Origin of the sequence: Paraburkholderia sp. BL18I3N2, assembly GCF_003001875.1 — a bacterium.
GTDB lineage: Bacteria > Pseudomonadota > Gammaproteobacteria > Burkholderiales > Burkholderiaceae > Paraburkholderia > Paraburkholderia phytofirmans.
In genome coordinates, this window is the sequence record NZ_PVNC01000009.1 from 82,392 (window position 1) to 105,435 (window position 23,044).

The 23,044-nt window shown below is 63.6% G+C and carries 22 protein-coding genes; 14 read left to right on the plus strand and 8 right to left on the minus strand.

Annotation, left to right across the window (positions count from 1 at the left end; genetic code table 11):
• Positions 1-2: 2 nt before the first annotated feature.
• The 9 genes from B0G75_RS23310 (at position 3) to pyrF (ending at position 9,404) form a co-directional block, all read left to right on the plus strand.
• Positions 3-683, plus strand: coding sequence for a 2-dehydro-3-deoxy-6-phosphogalactonate aldolase (locus B0G75_RS23310; protein ID WP_106310998.1), 681 nt, complete (start codon positions 3-5; stop codon positions 681-683).
• Positions 680-1,456: an SDR family oxidoreductase gene (locus tag B0G75_RS23315; RefSeq protein ID WP_106311000.1), complete on the plus strand. Its 777-nt coding sequence runs from the start codon at positions 680-682 to the stop codon at positions 1,454-1,456. Before B0G75_RS23310 ends, B0G75_RS23315 begins: the two co-directional genes overlap by 4 nt.
• 130 nt (positions 1,457-1,586) lie before the next feature.
• The gene (locus tag B0G75_RS23320; protein ID WP_106311003.1) at positions 1,587-2,585 is read left to right on the plus strand and encodes an arabinose ABC transporter substrate-binding protein; all 999 of its coding nucleotides are present in this window, start codon (positions 1,587-1,589) and stop codon (positions 2,583-2,585) included.
• Between the two features lie 133 nt (positions 2,586-2,718).
• A complete protein-coding gene (gene araG / locus B0G75_RS23325) occupies positions 2,719-4,257 on the plus strand; it encodes an L-arabinose ABC transporter ATP-binding protein AraG (RefSeq protein ID WP_106311006.1) in 1,539 nt (512 codons plus the stop codon).
• Positions 4,258-4,311: 54 nt separating this feature from the next.
• Positions 4,312-5,328, plus strand: a complete 1,017-nt coding sequence (gene araH / locus B0G75_RS23330) for an L-arabinose ABC transporter permease AraH (protein ID WP_106311009.1) — start codon at positions 4,312-4,314, stop codon at positions 5,326-5,328.
• Between the two features lie 39 nt (positions 5,329-5,367).
• On the plus strand, positions 5,368-6,168 hold the full coding sequence (locus tag B0G75_RS23335) for an SDR family NAD(P)-dependent oxidoreductase (protein ID WP_106311012.1): 801 nt from the start codon (positions 5,368-5,370) through the stop codon (positions 6,166-6,168).
• Entirely contained in the window at positions 6,165-7,067 is a 903-nt protein-coding gene (locus B0G75_RS23340) for an SMP-30/gluconolactonase/LRE family protein (RefSeq protein ID WP_106311015.1), read from the plus strand. The genes B0G75_RS23335 and B0G75_RS23340 overlap by 4 nt, the downstream gene beginning before the upstream one ends.
• Positions 7,068-7,286: 219 nt before the next feature.
• Complete coding sequence (locus B0G75_RS23345; protein ID WP_106311018.1) at positions 7,287-8,348, plus strand: aldose 1-epimerase; 1,062 nt, start codon at positions 7,287-7,289, stop codon at positions 8,346-8,348.
• A gap of 240 nt (positions 8,349-8,588) precedes the next feature.
• Positions 8,589-9,404: an orotidine-5'-phosphate decarboxylase gene (gene pyrF / locus B0G75_RS23350; RefSeq protein ID WP_106311022.1), complete on the plus strand. Its 816-nt coding sequence runs from the start codon at positions 8,589-8,591 to the stop codon at positions 9,402-9,404.
• A gap of 288 nt (positions 9,405-9,692) precedes the next feature.
• Here the strand turns inward: pyrF and B0G75_RS23355 are convergent, their stop codons facing one another.
• The 4 genes from B0G75_RS23355 to thiL all read right to left on the minus strand — a co-directional run bounded on the left by B0G75_RS23355 (position 9,693) and on the right by thiL (position 12,371).
• Positions 9,693-10,211: a cupin domain-containing protein gene (locus B0G75_RS23355; RefSeq protein ID WP_106311024.1), complete on the minus strand. Its 519-nt coding sequence runs from the start codon at positions 10,209-10,211 to the stop codon at positions 9,693-9,695.
• 23 nt (positions 10,212-10,234) lie between these two features.
• Positions 10,235-10,735 (minus strand): CinA family protein, encoded by a 501-nt coding sequence (locus tag B0G75_RS23360; RefSeq protein WP_012434355.1) that lies wholly within the window; start codon positions 10,733-10,735, stop codon positions 10,235-10,237.
• Positions 10,736-10,801: 66 nt separating this feature from the next.
• On the minus strand, positions 10,802-11,383 hold the full coding sequence (locus B0G75_RS23365) for a phosphatidylglycerophosphatase A (protein ID WP_012434354.1): 582 nt from the start codon (positions 11,381-11,383) through the stop codon (positions 10,802-10,804).
• Positions 11,373-12,371, minus strand: a complete 999-nt coding sequence (thiL, locus tag B0G75_RS23370; RefSeq protein ID WP_106311027.1) for a thiamine-phosphate kinase — start codon at positions 12,369-12,371, stop codon at positions 11,373-11,375. The genes B0G75_RS23365 and thiL overlap by 11 nt, the downstream gene beginning before the upstream one ends.
• Before the next feature lie 219 nt (positions 12,372-12,590).
• Here thiL and B0G75_RS23375 point away from each other — a divergent pair, with 219 nt between their 5' ends.
• From B0G75_RS23375 to B0G75_RS23385, 3 genes are all read left to right on the plus strand, one after another.
• On the plus strand, positions 12,591-14,930 hold the full coding sequence (locus tag B0G75_RS23375) for an NADP-dependent malic enzyme (RefSeq protein WP_106311030.1): 2,340 nt from the start codon (positions 12,591-12,593) through the stop codon (positions 14,928-14,930).
• A gap of 444 nt (positions 14,931-15,374) precedes the next feature.
• Positions 15,375-15,791 carry a ribonuclease gene (locus B0G75_RS23380; protein ID WP_012434350.1) on the plus strand — a complete coding sequence of 139 codons (417 nt, stop codon included), beginning with the start codon at positions 15,375-15,377 and terminating at the stop codon, positions 15,789-15,791.
• Between the two features lie 7 nt (positions 15,792-15,798).
• The gene (locus B0G75_RS23385; RefSeq protein WP_106311033.1) at positions 15,799-16,368 is read left to right on the plus strand and encodes a barstar family protein; all 570 of its coding nucleotides are present in this window, start codon (positions 15,799-15,801) and stop codon (positions 16,366-16,368) included.
• A gap of 134 nt (positions 16,369-16,502) precedes the next feature.
• Here B0G75_RS23385 and B0G75_RS23390 read toward each other — a convergent pair whose 3' ends face one another.
• From B0G75_RS23390 to speE, 3 genes are all read right to left on the minus strand, one after another.
• Positions 16,503-17,243 (minus strand): 16S rRNA (uracil(1498)-N(3))-methyltransferase, encoded by a 741-nt coding sequence (locus B0G75_RS23390; protein ID WP_106311036.1) that lies wholly within the window; start codon positions 17,241-17,243, stop codon positions 16,503-16,505.
• Between the two features lie 19 nt (positions 17,244-17,262).
• The gene (locus tag B0G75_RS23395; protein ID WP_011489849.1) at positions 17,263-17,676 is read right to left on the minus strand and encodes a glyoxalase/bleomycin resistance/extradiol dioxygenase family protein; all 414 of its coding nucleotides are present in this window, start codon (positions 17,674-17,676) and stop codon (positions 17,263-17,265) included.
• Between the two features lie 114 nt (positions 17,677-17,790).
• Positions 17,791-18,663, minus strand: a complete 873-nt coding sequence (gene speE / locus B0G75_RS23400; RefSeq protein ID WP_106311039.1) for a polyamine aminopropyltransferase — start codon at positions 18,661-18,663, stop codon at positions 17,791-17,793.
• Positions 18,664-18,941: 278 nt separating this feature from the next.
• Between speE and tkt the strand changes: the two genes are divergently transcribed.
• The gene (gene tkt, locus B0G75_RS23405; protein WP_106311372.1) at positions 18,942-20,963 is read left to right on the plus strand and encodes a transketolase; all 2,022 of its coding nucleotides are present in this window, start codon (positions 18,942-18,944) and stop codon (positions 20,961-20,963) included.
• A 95-nt stretch (positions 20,964-21,058) separates the two neighbouring features.
• Positions 21,059-22,069, plus strand: a complete 1,011-nt coding sequence (gap, locus tag B0G75_RS23410; protein ID WP_106311042.1) for a type I glyceraldehyde-3-phosphate dehydrogenase — start codon at positions 21,059-21,061, stop codon at positions 22,067-22,069.
• 116 nt (positions 22,070-22,185) lie between these two features.
• On the opposite strand, the gene B0G75_RS23415 is transcribed toward gap, so the two are convergent.
• Positions 22,186-22,884 carry a FadR/GntR family transcriptional regulator gene (locus B0G75_RS23415; RefSeq protein WP_106311045.1) on the minus strand — a complete coding sequence of 233 codons (699 nt, stop codon included), beginning with the start codon at positions 22,882-22,884 and terminating at the stop codon, positions 22,186-22,188.
• Between the last annotated feature and the right edge of the window lie 160 nt (positions 22,885-23,044).

Here is a 23,044-nt window from a genome sequence, read left to right on the forward strand (position 1 = left end):
ACATGCAACCTCACATCAATCTGCCCGCTCCGTACATGCCGCACGCCGGTTTAATCGCGGCTTTCGAGGTGTGTCCGCTGATCGCCATCATGCGCGGCGTGACGCCCGCCGATGCCGCCGAGCACGGCCAGGCGCTGTACGAAGCCGGCTTCCGGATCGTCGAAGTGCCGCTCAATTCGCCGCAGCCTTTCGACAGCATCGCGGCGATCCGCAAGGTGTTGCCGGCGGATGCGATCGTCGGCGCGGGTACGGTGCTACATCCAAGTTTCGTCGACGACGTGAAGTCGGCGGGCGGCGAACTGATTGTCATGCCGCATAGCGATCCGGAAGTCGTCAGCGCGGCGAAGGCGCGAGGCATGGCCTGCGCGCCGGGCGTCGCGACGCCCAACGAAGCGTTTATCGCGCTGAAGAACGGCGCGGACGTGTTGAAGATGTTCCCCGCCGAACAACTCGGCTGCCAGGTCGTGAAAGCATGGCGCGCGGTGATCGCGGCGGAAGTGCCGCTGGTGCCGGTCGGTGGCATCACCCCCGACAACATGGGCCCGTTTCTGAGCGCGGGTGCAAACGGCTTCGGCCTCGGCTCGGCGCTGTATAAGCCGGGTCAGAGCGCGGCAGTGACGGCTTCGCACGCGAAGGCGTACATCAACGGTTTGCGCATCGCTCGCGCGGGTGCGAAGAAATGAAGCGGCTCGCCGGCAAAGTCGCTCTTGTCACCGGCGCCGGACGCGGCATCGGCTCGGCGATCGCGCATGCTTTCGCGCGTGAAGGCGCGGCGGTCGTGCTGGCTGAACTGGATATCGAGACCGCGCAGCAGACGGCGGAGCACATCAAGGCGCAGACCGGCGCGCGCGTGCTCGCGGTGCACACGGACGTGACGCAGTCCGCGTCGGTTCAGCACGCGGTGAGCGAAGCCGAACGCGCATTCGGCTCGCTCGACGTGCTGGTGAACAACGCCGGCATCAACGTGTTCTGCGACCCGCTCACGATGACCGACGACGACTGGCGCCGCTGCTTCGCAGTCGATCTCGACGGCGTGTGGAACGGTTGCCGCGCGGCGTTGCCGGGCATGGTCGAACGCGGCGCGGGCAGCATCGTGAATATCGCCTCGACGCATTCGTTCAAGATCATTCCGGGCTGCTTTCCGTACCCGGTTGCAAAGCACGGCGTGATCGGACTGACGCGCGCGCTCGGCATCGAATACGCGCCGCGCAATGTGCGGGTCAACGCGATCGCGCCGGGTTACATCGAAACGCAATTGACGCACGACTGGTGGAACGAGCAGGCCGATCCGGCCGCCGCGCAACAGGCGACGCTCGATCTGCAGCCGATGAAACGCATTGGCCGCCCGGAAGAAGTGGCGATGACGGCGGTGTTTCTCGCCTCGGACGAAGCGCCGTTCATCAACGCCACCTGCATCACCGTGGATGGCGGACGCTCGGCGCTGTATCACGACTGATTTACAGAACTCGGATTGCGAAGGGGCGCAATGAGTACACCGGACGACGCGCTGGCCGCGTGTGTCAGACCCGGTACAAGAAGACGCGGCCAATACCTTCTCGTTATCAATTAGTCAGGAGACACGCATCATGAAACGTAGAATTTTCCTCACGCTGGCAGCAGCGGCGACGGGTGTGCTCTTCAACGCACCGGTCGCGCAAGCCGCCGATCCGGTGAAGATCGGCTTCCTCGTGAAGCAGCCGGAAGAGCCGTGGTTCCAGGACGAGTGGAAGTTCGCCGAAATCGCCGCCAAGGAAAAGGGCTTCACGCTGGTGAAGATCGGCGCGCCGTCGGGCGAGAAGGTGATGAGCGCAATCGACAATCTGTCGGCGCAAAAGGCGCAGGGCTTCGTGATCTGCACGCCTGACGTCAAGCTCGGACCGGGCATCGTCGCGAAGGCGAAAGCCGATGGCCTGAAGATGATGACGGTGGACGATCGTCTGGTGGACGGCGCGGGCAAGCCGATCGCGTCGGTGCCGCATATGGGTATCTCGGCGTACAACATCGGCAAGCAGGTCGGTGATGGCCTGGCTGCGGAAATCAAGAAGCGCGGCTGGGACATGAAAGACGTGGGCGCGATCGACGTGACCTACGAACAACTGCCGACCGCGCATGACCGCACCAGCGGCGCAACCGATGCACTGATCGCCGCCGGCTTCCCGAAGGCGAACATCATCGCCGCGCCGCAAGCGAAGACCGACACGGAAAATGCGTTCAACGCCGCCAACATCGCGCTGACGAAGAATCCGAACTTCAAGCACTGGGTCGCTTACGGCCTGAACGACGAAGCCGTGCTCGGCGCCGTGCGCGCAGCGGAAGGCCGCGGCTTCAAGGCGGACAACATGATCGGTATCGGCATCGGCGGTTCGGACTCGGCGCTCAACGAGTTCAAGAAGCCGTCGCCGACGGGTTTCTACGGCACGGTCATCATCAGCCCGAAGCGCCACGGCGAAGAAACTTCGACGCTGATGTACGACTGGATCACGCAAGGCAAGGCACCGCCGCCGCTCACGCTCACGACCGGCATGCTGGCCACGCGTGACAACGTCGCCGATGTGCGCCAGAAGATGGGCCTCGCGGCGAATTGAGCGGGGTGATTCAGTACGCTGCGCAATGAAGTGAACTGCCGGCGCGCCTTTTGCCAAAGATCGGCGCACCGGCAGCAGCAATAAAAGATCAGCAGTTGAGACAGACGGTTCATTCGAAGCATTAGGAGGCGAAGTGTCAGCGACGCTACGTTTTGACAATATCGGCAAAGTCTTTCCAGGCGTGCGCGCGCTCGACGGTGTGTCCTTCGACGTCAACGTCGGCCAGGTGCACGGCCTGATGGGCGAAAACGGCGCGGGGAAATCCACCCTGCTGAAGATTCTCGGTGGTGAATATCAGCCCGACTCGGGCCGCGTGATGATCGACGGCAACGAGGTGCGCTTCACGAGCGCGGCGTCGTCGATCGCGGCGGGCATCGCGGTGATTCACCAGGAACTGCAATACGTGCCCGATCTGACGGTCGCGGAAAACCTGCTGCTCGGACAACTGCCGAACTCGCTCGGCTGGGTCAACAAGCGCGAAGCCAAACGCTTCGTGCGCGAACGCCTCGAAGCGATGGGCGTGGCGCTCGACCCGAACGCGAAACTGCGCAAGCTCTCGATTGCGCAACGGCAAATGGTCGAAATCTGCAAGGCGCTGCTGCGCAACGCGCGCGTGATCGCTCTGGACGAGCCGACCAGCTCGCTGTCGCACCGTGAGACCGAAGTGCTGTTCAAGCTGGTGCGCGACTTGCGCGCCGACAATCGCGCGATGATCTATATCTCGCACCGCATGGACGAGATCTACGAGTTGTGCGACGCCTGCACGATCTTCCGCGATGGCCGCAAGATCGCCTCGCATCCGACGCTCGAAGGCGTGTCGCGCGACACCATCGTCAGCGAGATGGTGGGGCGGGAAATTTCGGACATCTACAACTACTCGGCGCGCCCGATCGGCGAAGTGCGCTTCGCCGCGAAAGGAATCGAAGGCCATGCGCTCGCACAGCCGGCCAGCTTCGAGGTGCGGCGCGGCGAGATTGTCGGCTTCTTCGGTCTGGTGGGTGCGGGCCGTAGCGAACTGATGCATCTGGTGTACGGCGCCGATCACAAGAAGGGCGGCGAGTTGCTGCTCGACGGCAAGCCGATCAAGGTGCGCAGCGCGGGCGAAGCGATCAGGCACGGCATCGTGCTGTGCCCGGAAGATCGCAAGGAAGAGGGCATCGTCGCGATGGCGACCGTGTCGGAGAACATCAATATCAGTTGCCGCCGTCACTTTCTGCGCGCGGGGATGTTCCTCGACCGCAAGAAGGAAGCGGAAACCGCCGACCGTTTCATCAAGCTGCTCAAGATCAAGACGCCGAGCCGCCGCCAGAAAATCCGCTTCCTGTCAGGCGGCAATCAGCAGAAAGCGATTCTGTCGCGCTGGTTGGCCGAGCCGGATCTGAAAGTGGTGATTCTCGACGAGCCGACGCGCGGTATCGACGTCGGCGCGAAGCACGAAATTTACAACGTGATCTATCAGCTTGCCGAACGCGGCTGCGCGATCGTGATGATTTCGTCGGAACTGCCGGAAGTGCTCGGCGTGTCCGACCGCATCGTCGTGATGCGCCAGGGCCGGATTTCCGGCGAGCTGGCGCGCAAAGATGCGACGGAACAATCGGTGTTGAGCCTTGCGTTGCCGCGAAGCTCGACCGCACTGCCCGGAACGGAAACCGCTGCCCAACAGGCGGCCTGAACATCATTCGGACGAAAGTCCGGCAACCCGTGGGGAACGGGAGGAGTCTTCAACATGCAAGCCAGAGAAAACCTCGCGCAACAGGCCGCCAAGAGCGCCGCCGACGCGCTGATTCCGCAGTCGAACGACAAGGCCAAATGGTGGCAGCAGATCACCGAATACAGCCTGATCGTGATCTTCGTCGTGATGTTCGTCACGATGTCCCTCACCGTCGATCACTTCTTCTCGATCGAGAACATGCTCGGTCTCGCGCTGTCGATCTCGCAGATCGGCATGGTCGCGTGCACGATGATGTTCTGTCTCGCCTCGCGCGACTTCGACTTGTCGGTCGGTTCGACGGTCGCGTTCGCCGGCGTGCTGTGCGCGATGGTGCTCAACGCGACCGGTAACACCTTCATCGCGATCGTCGCGGCGGTGGCGGCGGGCGGCGTGATCGGTTTCGTCAACGGCGCGGTGATCGCGTATCTGCGCATCAACGCGCTGATTACGACCCTTGCCACGATGGAAATCGTCCGCGGCCTCGGTTTTATCGTCTCGCATGGTCAGGCGGTGGGCGTGTCGTCGGATACGTTTATCGCGCTCGGCGGTTTGAGCTTCTTCGGCGTGTCGCTGCCGATCTGGGTCACGTTGCTCTGCTTCATCGTGTTCGGCGTGATGCTCAATCAGACCGTTTATGGTCGCAATACGCTCGCCATCGGCGGCAATCCGGAAGCGTCGCGTCTGGCCGGTATTAACGTGGAACGCACGCGCGTCTACATCTTTTTGATTCAGGGCGCGGTGACGGCGCTGGCCGGTGTGATTCTGGCTTCGCGTATCACGTCGGGTCAGCCGAACGCCGCGCAGGGCTTCGAGCTGAACGTGATCTCGGCGTGCGTGCTGGGCGGCGTGTCGCTGCTCGGCGGCCGCGCGACGATTTCCGGCGTGGTGATCGGCGTGCTGATCATGGGCACGGTCGAGAACGTGATGAACCTGATGAACATCGACGCGTTCTATCAGTACCTCGTGCGTGGCGCGATCCTGCTCGCCGCCGTGCTGCTCGACCAGTTGAAGAACCGCGGCTCGCGCGATTAAACCCGCGACCCACTCACTTGCTCTAAAAGGAATCGAACGATGTCGTCTCCGGCCAATGCAAACGTCCGTCTCGCGGACAGCGCCTTCGCACGTTATCCGAGCCTCGTTGACCGCACGGTGTTGATCACGGGCGGCGCGACCGGCATCGGCGCATCGTTCGTCGAGCATTTCGCGGCGCAAGGCGCACGCGTCGCGTTTTTCGATATCGACGCGAGCGCCGGTGAAGCGCTCGCCGACGAGCTCGGCGATTCGAAGCACAAGCCGCTGTTCCTGTCGTGCGATCTGACCGATATCGACGCGCTGCAAAAAGCGATCGCCGACGTGAAGGCCGCGCTGGGTCCGATCCAGGTGCTGGTGAACAACGCCGCGAACGACAAGCGCCATACGATCGGCGAAGTCACGCGCGAGTCGTTCGACGCGGGCATCGCGGTGAATATCCGTCACCAGTTCTTCGCGGCGCAAGCGGTGATGGACGACATGAAAGCCGCCAACAGCGGCTCGATCATCAATCTCGGTTCGATCAGCTGGATGCTGAAGAACGGCGGGTATCCGGTCTATGTGATGTCGAAATCCGCGGTGCAGGGTTTGACGCGCGGTCTCGCGCGCGACCTCGGTCACTTCAATATTCGCGTCAATACGCTGGTACCGGGCTGGGTGATGACCGAGAAGCAGAAGCGCTTGTGGCTCGACGACGCGGGCCGTCGTTCGATCAAGGAAGGGCAGTGCATCGACGCCGAGCTGGAACCGGCCGACCTCGCGCGCATGGCGCTCTTCCTCGCCGCCGACGACAGCAGAATGATCACCGCGCAGGACATCATCGTTGACGGAGGCTGGGCGTGAGCGCGAGCGGTTCACCAGGCGCGGCCGCGCTGCTGCTCGATACGAAATGCACGCTCGGCGAGGGTGCGACGTGGTGCGCGCAGACCGGCCGTTTCTACTGGACGGATATCGAAGGCGCGCGTCTGTGGCGCTACGACCCGCGGGACTGTAGCAACATGTCCTGGCACATGCCCGAACGCCTCGCCACCTTCGCGTTGTGCGCGGATCCGCGTTACCTGTTGCTCGGCCTGGCCACGCATCTGGCGTTTTTCGAGCTGGCCACCGGCGAGACGCGGCGCATCATCGACGTCGAAGCCGGCTTGAACACTCGCGTGAACGACGGCCGCTGCGACCGTCAGGGCCGCTTCGTGTTCGGCACCAAAGATGAGGGCGCGCCGTTGCAGGCAATCGGCGGCTTCTACCGTCTCGGTCACGATTTGTCGCTGGAGCGTTTGCCGTTGCCCGCGCCGGCGATCTCGAACAGCATCGCTTTCAGTCCCGACGGCGCGACCATGTACTACTGCGATTCGCCGACACGCGAAATCCGCGCGTGCGACTATCGCGCGGACGGCGGCATCGCCAACGACCGCCTGTTCACGCGGCTCACCGACGCCACCGGCGAACCCGACGGCTCCACCGTGGATCGCGACGGCGGCCTGTGGAACGCGCAATGGGGCGGCCGGCGCGTGGTGCGTTATGGCCCGGACGGCGTGGAAACGGAGCGCGTCGACGTGCCGACCGCGCAGCCGAGTTGCGTCGCGCTGGGCGGCACGCAGCTGGACACGCTGTACATTACGAGCGCGCGCTGTGATCTCGATGCAGCGGCACTCGCCAACGATCCGCATGCAGGCGGCGTGTTTATCGCCACGCTCGGACGGCAAGGTTTGCCGGAGCCGGTGTTCCAAGGCGCGCCGGCTTAGCGCAGAATGACGCTGCCTCGCTCCCGAGGCAGCCATGAAGCAATGAAGCACGGTCGGGCAGTGAATCAGAAAGTGAATCGCAAGTTGATGGTGCAATCCCAGTGGCAGCAAATCGGCAGCATGCAGTTCGGACCCAGAGGCGACCCGTTTAAAAAAAATCGCCCAACACTATCCGTCAGCAATGACGGCAACGTCCCAAGCCTCTCGATGGAGCCAGATATGACTGTTGCGAATCTTGTTTCCTCCTCCCCTCAGACCTCACAGAGTCGACGCTCGCGGCTCGCCGCGGCGGCCAATCCGGTGCTGCCGGGTCCCAGCACGTCGGCGGTGGCCGTCGGCGAAGACAGCGGCGGCGATGTCGCATGCATCACGCTCGCCAACGCGCATTTGCGGCTCGACGTCGCGCCGACGCTCGGCGGCGGTGTCACCCGTTTCGACTGGCGCAACGACGGCGCACTCACGCCGATCTTCCGCCGCTGCCGCCACGTCGCGGCCGATACGCAACCGAACCAGTTGGCCTGTTATCCGCTGCTGCCGTATTCGAATCGCATCGGCGGCGGGCAATTCAACGTGGCGGGACGGCGCGTCGACGTGCCGCGCAATCGCGCCGACGAACCCTTGCCGATTCACGGCGACGGCTGGCAATCGGCCTGGCAGGTCGCGGAGTCGGATCGTGAAAAGGTCCGCCTCACGCTCGACCGCCGCGACGGCAAGCCGTACGCGTACCGTGCGACGCAAATTTATACGCTGGACGGCCCGACGCTCGTCGTCGCGCTCGAAATCGAAAATGCCGGCCGTGAGGCGCTGCCTTTCGGGCTGGGCGTGCATCCCTTCTTCGTGCGCGACGCGGACACCGAGTTATCTGCCGCGGCCGGCGGTTTGTGGCTCTCCGGCGACGACTGGCTGCCGGTACGGCATGTGCCCGCGCCGCCCGCCTGGCAATTCGGCGTGGCGTATCCGCTGCCGGAAACCATGGTCAATCATGCTTTTACCGGCTGGAGCGGGCAAGCGGCGGTGGTGTGGCCGAAGCGCCGCCTGTCGCTGAACATTGCCGCCGACACCGATTACTACGTGCTGTACACGCCGCCGGGCGAAGACTTTTTCTGCTTCGAACCGGTGGATCATCCGATCAACGCGATGAACCTGGCCGGCGGCGCGAGCGAAAACGGCATGACTTTGCTGGGACGTGGCGAGCGACTGACGCGCACGTTCCGCTTCACCGTGGAACGCACGGGTTTGCGCTCGATGCCGGGCGCGCGCGGCTCAAAGCGGCGGCAGTAGCGGGCGAGGGTGGCGCGACAGGGCGAACGCGTGCGTGGCCTGGTGCGCTGCGGACGATCAGCTCAAACGCTTCGCGAGCGCCTGACCAATGCATCTGCACGCTCAGGGGCGCGTTGCGGGCGGTCGCCGCGCCTGTCCGCATCTCGCCGGACCACCGCTGCCGCACGCTCCCGCGGCCCGCCGCGCGGGACGGGTAAAATACGCGCCTCTTCCGTTTTCCCGCTCGCCGCGAGACCCACCATGCCCAATTTCACCCAGACACTCAACGACGCCTGGCAGCGCACCAACTCGCTGCTGTGCGTCGGCCTCGATCCCGAGCCGAGCAAATTCCCCGGCGCGTTCGCGGGCCGTCCCGAGGCGATCTTCGACTTCTGCCGCACGATCGTCGATGCTACCGCGCCGTATGCGTCGTCGTTTAAACCGCAGATCGCCTACTTCGCGGCGCATCGCGCGGAAGACCAGCTCGAGCAGCTGATCGCTCACATTCACGCGAATCATCCGGGTCTGCCGGTGATTCTGGATGCGAAGCGCGGCGACATTGGCAGCACCGCCGAACAATATGCGCGCGAGGCGTTCGAGCGCTATCAGGCGGACGCGGTGACGGTGAATCCGTACATGGGTTTCGACTCGATCCAGCCGTATCTGGAGCATGCAGGCAAGGGCGTGATCGTGCTGTGCCGCACGTCGAACCCGGGCGGCTCCGATCTGCAATTTCTGGAGACGGGTGGCCGTCCGCTGTATCAGGTCGTCGCGCAACTGGCGGCGGAGAAATGGAATGCGAGCGGCCAACTGAGTCTGGTGGTCGGCGCGACTTTCCCGAAGGAAATCGAAGTTGTGCGGGGGATCGTCGGCGATATGCCGCTGCTGATTCCGGGCATCGGCGCGCAAGGCGGCGACGTGCAAGCGACCGTCAACGCCGGCCGCACCGCGAACGGCACGGGCATGCTGATCAACTCGTCGCGGGCGATTATTTACGCGGGCAAGGGCAACGATTTCGCCGAAGCCGCGGCGAAGGCCGCGATGGAAACGCGGGATCGGATCAACGCGTTCAGGTAATCTGCGGGCTGTTGTTGTTCGCGAACGTGTTGAGGTCGGTTTGGGCTTGACGGCTCGATTGACGCGGCACGCGCGCTTTCGACACGTCGATATTTGCGAGGTCCGCATAAGCGCAGGTAGCCTTCAGTGAAGACTGTCTGCCTGGGAACGCTTGGGATTCAGGTTGGGCCCAGCCGCTCGATCAACGCATCATACTGCGGCTTGCCGCGCTTTCGACACGTTGATATTTGCGAGGTCCGCATAAGCGCAGGCAACCTTCATTGAAGACCGCCTATGAGCGCTTGGGACTCAAGTTGGCCCCAGCCGCTCGATCAACGCTGCATGCTGCGGGTGCCGTGCTTTCAACGTGCCGACTTCCGCCAGCTCGAATTCGCTGAATTCAAAACCCGGCGCCACCGTGCAACCGACCAACGCGAAGGTCTCCGGGCCGGCGCATTCCGCCGCGAACCACAAACCTGCCGGCACCACCGCCTGAAACACGGCATCCGGGTGCGTCAGCGCATTGCCCAGCTTATGCGTCACCAGCGCGCCCGTTTCGTCGAGCACGTGGACGTTCAGCGGTTCGCCCGCGTAGAAATGCCAGACCTCGTCGGATTTGATCCGATGCCACGCCGAATGCGCGCCGTCGCAAAGCAGGTAATAAATCGCGGTCGACGCCGAGCGCGTTTCCGCGGAACCGCTGACGTCTTTGTCGCGGAACACGCGCTCCACTGAGCGGTATGTCTCGCTGAAAAATCCGCCCTCGGGATGCGGCTTGAGATCGAGCCGGCGGATCAGTTCGTCTTTGACTGCGTGCGAATCAGGCATGGGCTTCCCGCTTCGAATAAAGCTTAGTGCTCGCGTTCGTCGAGTAAGGCGAGCACACCGCGCAGTGCGTGCGCGGCAGCCTGCACGCGGATCTTCTCGCGGTCGCCCTTGAAAACCTTCGTTTCCACCGACGTATGCAGCCGGTTGCTCCAGCCGAACGAGACCATGCCGACCGGTTTGGTCTCCGTGCCGCCGCCCGGTCCGGCCACGCCGGTAATCGACAGCGAGACTTGCGCGCGGCTGTTGCGCAGCGCGCCTTCGGCCATGGCGCGCGCCACCTGCTCGCTGACCGCGCCATGTTTGTCGATCAGCTCGGCCGGCACGCCGATCATCTCGCTCTTCGCCTGATTCGAATACGTGACGAAGCCGCGCTCGAACCAGCCGCTGCTGCCGGAAATATCGGTGATCGCGGTCGCCACCATGCCGCCCGTGCAGGACTCGGCGGTGACGAGCATGAGGCGCTCGTCGCGCAGACGGTTGCTCACGCGAATCGCAAGCTGGTGAACGACGGAATCGGTAGGCATGGCGTCAATCCGGAAAACGTGGGCTGGCGATGAATGCCCGGCGCCGCAGCGGGCGCCGGGCGGCAATCAAACGGACATGCGCCAGAGCGCGATCACGAGCAGCGTGAAAAACGCGGCAACAAGGTCATCGAACATGATGCCAAAGCCACCCTTCAGACGGCGATCGAAATAGCCGATGGGCGGCGGCTTCACCATGTCGAAAAAGCGGAACACGATGAACGCCCAGAACTGGCCGGTCAGCGTAACCGGCGTGACCATCAGCAGCACCAGCCAGAACGCGATGATTTCGTCCCACACGACCGGCGACGGATCGTCGATGCCGAGTTTCTTCGCGGTGAACCCGCAAATCGCAATGCCGCCGATAAAGCCCGCGACGATCAGCACCCCCCACTCGATCACGGTCAGATAACGGCTGAGCACAGCGAAGGATGCCCACGCGAACAACGTGCCGATCGTGCCAGGCGCAACCGGCGACAAGCCGCTGCCGAACCCCAACGACAGAATGTGCAGCGGATGCGAAAGCATGAAGCGCGCGGTGGCGCGGCGCGGCTGACGGCCAGGCGGGCGCGGATCGGGCGCGCGCGGCACCGGGGACGGCTCGGCAGCGATGAGTTTGTCGGCCGGGCCGAGCGGGGGATCAGTCTGCATGAAAGTGGTCGAAGCCTTGCAACGTCAGAGTGAGCGGCGCGCCGGCGGCATCGCGCCAGCCGATCGCCGGGTGGTCGGCCGCCGTTTCGAGAGCGCTTATTGTACCGATGCGCGTGAGCTGGATGCCCACCGCGCGGCCGGCCTTTTCGACTTCGGCACGCGCCGCAACTGGCGCGGTGAAACAGAGTTCGTAATCGTCGCCGCCGGCCAGCGTGCAGCGTCGCTGGACTTCGGGAGCAAGGCGGCGTAGCGCGGCGGAACGCGGTACGGCGTCGACGTCGACCGTGGCCCGCAGGTTCGAGCGTTCCAGAATGTGCAGTAGATCGCCGGCAAGGCCGTCCGAGAGGTCGAGTGCCGCGTGGGCGATGCCGCGCAGGGCCAAGCCGAGCGCGATCCGCGGCTCCGGGCGTTCGAGGGCGCGACGAAACGTCGCAGTGTCGCTGGCATCCGCGGTCCATTCGCCGCGCTGCACGCCGAGACTGGCGCGTGCGTCCCCGAGCGTGCCGGAAATCCAGATGTCGTCGCCCGGCTGCGCGGCGTCGCGGCGCAGTGCCGCTTGCGGTGGGACGCTGCCAAACACCGTGATGCACAGATTGAGCGGGCCGCCAGTCGTATCGCCGCCGATCAGCTCGCAACCGTACCGTTCGGCCAGCGCGAACAGCCCTTCGCTGAACGCGGCGAGCCAGGCTTCCTCGGCCTTCGGCAAGGAAAACGCCAGCGTGAACGCCTGCGGTTGCGCGCCCATTGCGGCGAGGTCCGACAGATTCACCGCGAGCGCTTTGTGACCCAGTGCCTCGGGATCGACATCGGCGAAAAAGTGGCGGCCTTCGACCAGCATGTCCGTCGATATCGCCAGCATTTCGCCGGCGCGCGGCGCGAGGAGCGCGCAGTCGTCGCCGATGCCGAGCGTGCCGGCGGCGGTATCGGATGGCCGGGCAGCGGCGCGGCGGGCAAAGAAACGGTCGATCAGCGAAAACTCGGAGAGCATGGTGGCGATGGGTGGACGCGAGGGTGAACGATCAAGTGCCGTGAAGTTCGGCTAACGGCGCGCATTGTACGGAGCGAACAAAGGGTAAACATTCGATCCGTCCGCGACTCCGATTCGGGTCGCATTCCGCCCACAGCATGCCACGTCGGCCTTTCGCTATGTTTCAGTCGCGGCAGTTGTACCCGTATTGAAGGAATTGGGCCGGCAATTAGGGCTACAATGCCGTCGAACGTCTATTCTAATCTGCCCTCCGAAGCCCGCCTTATGTCGACTCCCGTCAATAGCAAACTCCGCGAAGCCGCCCTCGATTACCACGAGTTCCCCACCCCCGGGAAGATCGCGATCGCCCCGACCAAGCAGATGATCAACCAGCGCGACCTCGCGCTGGCGTACTCGCCTGGCGTCGCGTTCGCGTGCGAGGAAATCGTCGAGAACCCGTTGAACGCCGCGCGCTTTACCGCGCGTAGCAACCTGGTCGGCGTCGTCACGAACGGCACCGCGGTGCTCGGTCTCGGCAACATCGGACCGCTCGCGTCGAAGCCGGTCATGGAAGGCAAGGCCGTCCTGTTCAAGAAGTTCGCCGGCATCGACGTGTTCGATATCGAGCTGAACGAGTCCGATCCGCACAAGCTGGTCGACGTAATCGCGGCGCTGGAGCCGACCTTCGGCGGTATCAACCTCGAAGACATCAAGGCGCCGGACTGCTTTATCGTCGAACGCGAATGCCGCAAACGCATGAAGATTCCGGTCTTCCACGACGACCAGCACGGTACGGCCATCGTCGTCGCGGCGGCCATCACCAACGGTTTGAAGGTGGTCGGCAAGGACATTAAAGAGGTGAAGCTGGTCTCCTCGGGCGCGGGCGCGGCGGCGCTGGCCTGTCTGGATCTGCTGGTCGATATCGGCCTGCCGCTCGAAAACATCACCGTGACCGATCTGGCCGGCGTGGTCTACAAGGGCCGCGTCGAACTGATGGACCCGGACAAGGAGCGCTTCGCGCGTGAAACCGACGCCCGTACGCTCGCTGAAGCGATTGGCGGCGCGGACGTGTTCCTCGGTCTGTCGGCCGGTGGCGTGCTCAAGCAGGACATGGTCAAGCAGATGGCGGACAAGCCGCTGATTCTGGCGCTGGCCAACCCGACGCCGGAAATCCTGCCGGAACTGGCGCTGGAAGTGCGTCCGGACGCCGTGCTGTGCACCGGCCGTACCGACTACCCGAACCAGGTGAACAACGTGCTGGTGTTTCCGTTCCTGTTCCGCGGCGCGCTGGATGCTGGCGCGACGACGGTGACGCGGGAAATGGAAATCGCGGCGGTCAACGCGATCGCCGAGCTGGCGCGCCAGGAACAGAGCGACATCGTCGCGACGGCGTATGGCATTCAGGATCTCTCGTTCGGGCCGGAATACCTGATTCCGAAGCCGTTCGACCCGCGCCTGATCGTCAAGGTCGCGCCGGCCGTGGCGAAGGCCGCGATGGATTCGGGCGTCGCCGAGCGTCCGATCGAGGACATGGAAGCCTACGAACAGCATCTGCAGCAGTTCGTGTATCACAGCGGCACGACCATGAAGCCGATTTTCCAGCTCGCGCGCGGCGTCGAGCCGGAGAAGAAGCGCATCGTGTTCGCGGAAGGCGAAGAAGAGCGCGTGCTGCGCGCGATGCAGATCATCGTCGACGAAAAGCTGGCCAAGCCGATCCTGATTGGCCGTCCGGCCGTGATCGAGCAGCGTATTGCACGCTACGGTCTGCGTCTCATCGCAGGGCAGGACTACACGGTCGTCAACACCGATCACGACGAGCGTTATCGTGATTTCTGGCAGGAATATCACAAGATGATGTCGCGCAAGGGCATCAGCGCGCAGATGGCGAAGCTCGAAATGCGCCGCCGCACCACGCTGATCGGCGCGATGCTGGTCGAAAAGGGCGAGGCCGACGGCATGATCTGCGGCACGGTGTCGACCACGCATCGCCACCTGCACTTCATCGATCAGGTGATCGGCAAGAAGGAAGGCGCGAAGGTCTACGCGGCGATGAACGCGCTGGTGTTGCCGAACCGCCAGATTTTCCTGGTGGATACGCACGTGAACGTCGATCCGACGCCGGAGCAACTGGCTGAAATCACGATCATGGCGGCTGAAGAAGTGCGCCGTTTCGGTATCGAGCCGAAGATCGCGCTGCTGTCGCATTCGAACTTCGGCACGAGCAACGCACCGACCGCGCAGAAGATGCGCGACACGCTGGCGATCCTGCGCGAACGCGCGCCGGACCTGCAGGTGGACGGCGAAATGCACGGCGACATCGCGCTCGACGCGAATCTGCGCCGCGAAGTGATGCCCGACTCGACGCTCGAAGGCGACGCGAATCTGCTGGTGCTGCCCAACATCGACGCCGCCAACATCTCGTACAACCTGCTGAAGACCGCCGCGGGCAACAACATCGCGATTGGTCCGATGCTGCTCGGCGCGGCCAAGCCGGTGCACGTGCTGACGGCTTCGGCAACGGTGCGCCGGATCGTCAACATGACGGCGCTGCTGGTGGCGGATGTGATCGCGGCCCGTTAATCTGCGGTCCAGCCGAAGCATGGTGCCGGTTTGAATGCCGTGTGCCATGCAAAAAAAAGGCGCGCCTGCAACGGGCGCGCCTTAGGGTGAACTGGGGATTGCCACCCAAGAAAAACGGCAAGTCAGAAAATTCCGCCTCGGAACGCTCAAAGGGCTCGTTGCCCTTCCCGCACGAAATCGAACTGTCTGCAGATTCGTACAAAGCGGCTTGCCGACCGCTCCGCACTTGCCCGCCCTCACTTCGATTCGCACCGTTGAGCTAAGTTTAGCTTGCCTAAGCTAAACATTCTGTCAAAACTCGTCAAAGCCGCGCCGGTGGCCGTTTCGCGCCCCATCTGAGGATTTCGCCTGCCCGGCGAGCGTTGATTCCGGGGGCCATTAGCGATACCCTTACGACTTTCATGGTCGTCAAACTCGTGATCTAACAGCGGGGAACCCTGATACATGGCACGCAAGTGGCAACGCATGAAAGGCGTGCTGATCGGTGCTATTACGCTGTGCGTTTTATCCGGCCCCGTGCCAGGCGCGTTCGCGCGCGACTCCACGGCACCCGTCGACGCGAACGCGCAGTTGCAGGGCACCATCGCGCTGGCGCAGTTGCCGCGCGAAGCGGTCAATACATTGAACTTGATTGCCGCAGGCGGGCCTTACCCGTATGAGAAGGACGGCATCGTATTCGGCAATCGCGAACGGTTGCTGCCGGCCCATCGGCGCGGCTATTACCACGAATACACCGTTCCCACGCCTCGCTCACGTAATCGCGGGGCGCGTCGCATCGTCTGCGGAGGTCCGCTGAAGCGAACCGACAATTGTTACTACTCGGACGACCACTACACCAGTTTTAATCGTATTGTTGAATGACATCGGGATGAACGGCATGAGCGACAACGTCTACGCGCACGACTCCGGAGTCGCGACGGATCTTTTCGCGGCCGGCGACGGCAATTTGTTCCAACGCGTCATGCAGATGCGCGCCGGCGATCAGGGCCGCGAGAACCAGAGCGAAGCAGGCACTGTGGTTTCATCGAATGAGGAGCCCATGAGTCTTTTCAAGACCGTACGACCGAACATCGTACAGTCGATCCGCGCGTTCCGCGTGCAGGATCTCGCCGACGAGGCCAGCCAGCTCGGCCAGCACTTCCTCTATGCGTATTGCGCCAACGCGCAGTCGAAGCAGGAAGTGCTCGAAACTATCGCGACCTCGTTCCTGTTTCCGAAACATTTCGGCAAGAATTACGACGCGCTATACGACTGCCTGACCGATCTGGTTCAGAAGGCGGGTGCTCAGCCGGGCTTCGTGATCGTGCTCGAGCAGTTGCCGGTCGCCCAGAAGTTCGACAAGGAAGGGCGCGAGACGCTGCTGGACGTGTTCCGCGAAGCGGCCGAGTTCTGGGCCGAGCGCAAAGTGGCGTTCCGCGTGTTTTACTCGTTCGCTTGAGTTTTTGCCCGCGCGTTGCGCGCTTGGGCTAAGTGAGAAAGGCCCGCCGATCGGCGGGCCTTTTGCTTTCAGTGCGAATGTCGGCATGGGCTTGCCGCCCTTAAGCAAGACGACCAGCGCGTCACGCCAGCGGCTTACCAGCCGCCCCAGCCGGCCGCCAGCGCCGAGAGAACGGCGATGCCGGCAGTTTCGGTGCGCATCACACGCGGGCCGAGGCCGACGGCGGTGAAACCGTGCGCGGCTGCGGCGGCTTCCTCCGTCGCTGAAAAGCCGCCTTCCGGACCCACAAGCACCGTTACGCGTCCTTTCGGCGGTTCGGAGGGCAACGCGGAAAAGCTGATGCTCGCGCGCGGCGAAAGCAGAATGCGCAGGTCGCCTTCCTCGGGCGTGCGGGGCATCGAGCCGAGCCAGGTGGCGATCTCGCGCACCGGCATCACTTCCGGCAGGCGATTGCGCCCGCACTGTTCACACGACGCCCGCACGATGCCTTGCCAATGCGCGTGGCGCCGCTGCGCACGTTCGCCGGAGAGGCGCACGACGCTGCGCGTGGTGGTCAACGGCACGAAGCTGGACGCACCCAGTTCGACGGCTTTTTCGATCAGCCAGTCCATTTTGTCGCCGCCGGCAATGCCCTGCGCGAGCGTGAGGCGATAGGGCGCCTCGACCTCGATATCGCGGAATTCGCGGATTTTCACCATGGCCGAGCGCCTTTCGACTTCGACGAGTTCGGCGCTGTATTCGCCGCCTTCACCGTTGAAAAGGACGATCGAATCGCCTGGCTGCAGGCGCAGCACGAGCACGTGCCGAACGACGTCATCGGGAAGCGGCAAGACGTCCCCGGGCTGCAGAGGCGTACCGACGAAAAAGCGAGGCATCAGAAAAATACTCATTGGTTCACGAAAGGTGGCGAGCGAGCGCCCAGCGATAGCCGTCCAGATCTTCGACCTGGGCGAAGCGATCGCCCCAGAACTGATCCTGTGGCTCGCTCAGCGACTTTGCGCCGGCGGCCAGCGCCCGCGCATAGATCGCGTCGACATCGTCGACATAGACATAGAACGATTGCGGTGCGATTGCGCCCGCGCTTTTGGGTGTTTTCGCCGCCGAGCCGAACGCGCCTTCCGGAGCGAACATCACAATCAACTGGCCTTGATAGGTCATCTCGACATGCATGACGACACCGTCGTCCTGGACACTGTCACGCACTTCGAAGCCGAACGCCGCTGTGAAGAACGCGGACGCGGCACGTGCGTCGCGCACCGTCAGATAGGGGGTCAACCAGGGCACACCGGCTGGGCGGGAGGCGGTCATGCGATTCTCCGGATCGATGGGGTTGGCGGGGCACGTGGTGCGAGTCCAGGCGGAAATTTGCGTATCGCTATTGCAATCGCGCAATCCGACGGAGCCGTGCATTTTGCCCACGCGTTAGCTTGCTGGCTTTAAGAATTGACTTAGTTTATCGCGCACTGAGCGGGATGCCGAGAACAGTCCGGCGTGCATGAGCGCGTCGTAGTGCATCAGGGTGTCGATTCCCCGGGCGGCCAGGCGGTGCGCGAGCGTATCGATGGTCAGGGCCGCTGGGTCGAGCGTGTCGCTGGCGGTCGCCATCATCCACAGCGAGCCGTACAGCGGCACGAAAGTGCTCATGGTGCGGACGATGGCGAATGCCGCTCTCAGGTCGTGGAGCAGGCGCGCGACGCGTTCGGCATGAAAATACGGCGAGCCGAGATGCACCGAGAGCGCCGCGGTCGGGCTCATGACGCGTTTGAGCCGCTGGTAGAAGGCTTGCGTGTAGAGGCCAGCGGCGGGTGAATCCGGCGGCGTCAGGTCGAACACGACGAGATCGAACTGCGCCGGCGCGGCTGCCCCGACGTATTGCGCGGCGTCGCCGATTATCAGTTCGACGCGTGGATCGTCGAATGCGCCGCCGTGCACCTCCGGCAAGTGTTCGCGTGTCAGACGTACGACTTGCGCGTCCAACTCCGCCACCACGATCCGTCCGATTCCAGCATGCCTCAGCAATTGCCGCGCGGCCCCGCCGTCGCCGCCGCCCAGCACGAGCGCCGTTTGCGGCGACGGATGCGCGAGCGCGGCCGGATGCACCATGCATTCGTGGTAGATGAACTCGTCGCCGGTGGACGTCATCGGGCGGCCGTCGAGGGTGAAAAGCCGGCCGAGTTGCGGTGTGTCCCAAACCTCGATCCGCTGATAAGGCGAATCGACGCGCGCGAGGCGTTTCGCATGCGGAAATCCGTAGACGGCGTCGGGACTCGGCTGGAACAGCAGTGGAGCGCTCACGGATGGCGGGCTCCGTCCGGAGCGCGGTAGGTCGAGATTGCGCAATTGTAAAGGCCGAAGCGCGGCGCGGTTGGGCGGGCGCATCGAGCCACATGACCGGACGGCCTTCGGAGCGGGGCGCGGGCAACGTTCTGTTAGAATGTCACGCTTTCAGCCTTGTCCGTTTGCTCTGCCCGTTTCGCGTCTCCTGGCGCCGCACCGTGCGCCAAAGTGAACCGGCATTCGAGCATCCGGGCCTCAAGCGCGCACCGCTTTCTGACTCTGTCTCCGGACTCGACATGACGACCCCGTCTCCCGCACCCACCTCCTTGATGGCCAACGCAATCCGCGCGTTGTCCATGGACGCCGTTCAAAAAGCGAATTCCGGCCACCCCGGCATGCCGATGGGCATGGCCGAAATCGGCGTGGCTTTGTGGTCGCGTCATCTGCGCCACAATCCGAAGAACCCGCAATGGGCCGATCGCGACCGTTTCGTGCTGTCGAACGGTCACGGCTCGATGCTGCTGTACTCGCTGCTGCACCTGACCGGCTACGATCTGCCGATCGACGAGCTGAAGAATTTCCGCCAGATGCATTCCAAGACGCCGGGCCACCCGGAATACGGCATCACGCCGGGCGTCGAGACGACCACCGGCCCGCTCGGCCAGGGTCTGGCGAATGCGGTCGGCATGGCGCTCGCCGAGTCGCTGCTCGCTACCGAATTCAACAAGCCTGATGCGAAGATCGTCGACCACCACACGTACGTGTTCGTCGGCGACGGCTGCCTGATGGAAGGCATCTCGCACGAAGCCTGCTCGCTGGCGGGCGTGCTGAAGCTGAACAAGCTGATCGCGTTCTACGACGACAACGGCATCTCGATCGACGGCGAAGTGGTGCACTGGTTCCACGACGACACGCCCAAGCGCTTCGAAGCGTACGGCTGGAACGTGATCCCGAACGTGGTCGGCCACGACGTCGAAGCGGTCGACGCGGCGATCAAGCAAGCCAAGCAATCCGACAAGCCCACGCTGATCTGCTGCAAGACGGTGATCGGCGAAGGCTCGCCGAACAAAGCCGGCAGCCACGATTCGCACGGCGCGGCGCTCGGCGACAAGGAAGTCGCGGCCACGCGCGAAAAGATCGGCTGGAAGTGGGAGCCGTTCGTGATCCCGCAGGAAGTCTACGCAGCGTGGGACGCGAAAGAAGCCGGCGCGCGCAACGAATCCGACTGGGACAAGGCGTTTGCCGCGTACGCAGCCAAATACCCGCAGGAAGCTGCTGAATTCAAGCGCCGCGACGCGAAGCAATTGCCCGCCGACTGGAAAGAAAAGGCCAAGGCGATCATCGCCGGAGCGAACGAACGGGCTGAAACCGTCGCGACTCGCAAGGCGTCGCAGCAGGCTATCGAAGCTTTGTCGGCCGTGCTGCCGGAACTGCTGGGCGGCTCCGCCGACCTGACCGGTTCGAACCTGACCAACTGGAAGGCCGCCAAGCCGGTGCGTGTGAACGCCGAAGGCCAGGCTGCCGGCAACTACGTCAACTACGGGGTGCGCGAATTCGGCATGAGTGCCGCGATCAACGGCGTCGCGCTGCACGGCGGCTTCAAGGCGTTCGGCGGCACGTTCCTGACGTTCTCGGACTATAGCCGCAACGCGCTGCGCGTGGCCGCTCTGATGAAAGCGCCGTCGATCTTCGTGTTCACGCACGACTCGATCGGTCTCGGCGAAGACGGTCCGACTCACCAGTCGATCGAACACGTTGCCAGCCTGCGTCTGATTCCGCACCTGCAAGTGTGGCGTCCGGCTGATACCGTTGAGACTGCGGTGGCCTGGACCCACGCGGTCGAGCATCATGGTCCGTCGGCCCTGATCTTCAGCCGTCAGAATCTGCCGTTCTCGGAACGCACGGACGCGCAGATCGCCAACATCGAGAAGGGTGGTTACGTGCTGCGCGACTGGAACGACGAAATCGTCGCGCGCAAGGTCATCCTGATCGCCACCGGTTCGGAAGTCGAACTGGCGCTGAACGCGGTCGAGCCGCTGGCGCGCGAAGGCATTGCGGCGCGCGTCGTGTCCATGCCGTCGACCACCGTGTTCGACAAGCAGGACGCCGAGTACCGTGAACGCGTGCTGCCGCAAGGCGTGCGCCGCGTCGCGATCGAAGCGGGCGTAACGGATTTCTGGCGCAAGTACGTGGGTCTGGAAGGCGGCGTGGTCGGCATCGACACGTTCGGCGAATCGGCCCCGGCGGGCGTGCTGTTCAAGCATTTCGGCTTCACCGTCGAGCACGTGGTAGAGACGGCAAAAGCCGCCCTCGGCTGATCCTGATCAAGCGTTGCCGCTGGCGTGCGAACGCGCGGCGACGCTGTCAGTCAGACGAACCTGGACGTATTTTTTCAGCCCTCAGGAGATAGACCATGACGATTCGCGTCGCAATCAACGGCTACGGCCGGATCGGCCGCAACACGCTGCGCGCCTTCTATGAAAACGGCAAGAAGCATGATATCGAAATCATCGCCATCAACGATCTCGGCGATGCCAAGACCAACGCTCACCTGACGCAATACGACACGGCGCACGGCAAGTTCCCGGGCGAAGTGTCGGTTGACGGCGACTACCTCGTTGTCAACGGCGACAAGATCCGCGTGCTGGCTAACCGCAACCCGGCTGAACTGCCGTGGGGCGAGCTGAATGTGGACGTCGTGCTGGAATGCACGGGCTTTTTCACGACCAAGGAAAAGGCGAGCGCGCACATCAAGGGCGGCGCGAAGAAGGTGATCATCTCGGCGCCGGGCGGTAAAGACGTCGATGCCACGATCGTCTACGGCGTGAACCACAACGTGCTGAAGGCATCGGACACGGTGATCTCGAACGCATCGTGCACGACGAACTGCCTGGCACCGCTCGTCAAGCCGCTGAACGACAAGATCGGCCTGGTGAACGGTCTGATGACCACGATCCACGCTTACACGAACGACCAGGTTCTGACGGACGTGTATCACGAAGACCTGCGCCGCGCGCGTTCGGCCACGCACAGCCAGATCCCGACCAAGACCGGCGCGGCTTCGGCTGTTGGCCTGGTGCTGCCGGAACTGAACGGCAAGCTGGACGGCTACGCGATTCGTGTTCCGACGATCAACGTGTCGGTGGTCGATCTGTCGTTCATCGCCGCACGCGACACGACGGTCGAAGAAGTCAACGCGATCATGAAGGAAGCGTCGGAAGGCTCGCTGAAGGGCATTCTCGGCTACAACGAGGCACCGCTGGTGTCGATCGACTTCAACCACAACCCGGCTTCGTCGACGTTCGACGCTACGCTGACCAAGGTGTCGGGCCGTCTGGTGAAGGTGTCGAGCTGGTACGACAATGAGTGGGGCTTCTCGAACCGCATGCTGGACACGGCTGTGGCGCTGGCCAACGCGAAGTAACCGACTGCGCCTCGCGCGCATTACGCCCTGCAAAGCCGGCGTCGAGCCGGCGATGGTTGGGCAAAGAAAAACCGCTCCTCGGAGCGGTTTTTTTTCGCCCGCGCGTGCGCTTACGCCTACGCCGGCACTTGCGGTGTCGGGAAATAGACGCCGGCGCGCTGCGCGGCGTTCGATATATGCGTCTCGATGGCTTTGCCGGCCGCCGCGGAATCGCGCGCCTTGAGCGCATCCAGAATCACGCGATGCTCGTTGTACGTGGACAGCACCAGTTCGCGCCGGTAGAACGGCATGCGCTGGCTTTCCTTCATGATTTCGGCGCTGCTGCTCAGAATCGATTCGATCGCCGCGTTGCCGGCGATGTTGACGATCCGCATGTGGAAGTCGTAGTCGAGGCGGGCGGCTTCGTCGAGTTCGTCGCAGGCGAGCGCTGTTTGCATGGCTGTGATGTTGTCTTCGAGCCAGGCGAGGTCGGAATCGCTGACCGCCAGCGCCGCCATGCGCGCGATAAAGCCTTCCAGCGCGAAGCGCATCTGATAAGTGTCCGGCAACGACGACTGCTCTGCAAACCGCCATGCATGCGCGGCCGAGGCCTGCGCGCTTTCCACGTACACGCCCTTGCCGGGCCTGATCACCAGCAGACCGAGCGCTTCGAGCGTCGAGAGCGCCTCGCGCAACGACGCGCGGCTGATCGCGAGTTCTTCGGAGAGTTGACGCTGCGCCGGCAGCAAACTGCCCACGGGATAGGCGCCCGCTTCGATCCGTTCGCGGATGGTCGCGATGGCGGCGTCGGTAACGGTATGCGGGACGTTTTTCATCGTTGTCTCACTGTGGTGGCGCGGTCTGACCAGCATTGTAGTACGCGCTCTGAACCCTCGTGTAGCTTGCTGCGCGCCGCCGCTGATCCGGCCCGAAACCGCTATGAAAATAGCGGGTAAACACCGTTCTATGAGTCCTTGACGTCAGTATATCGGCTTC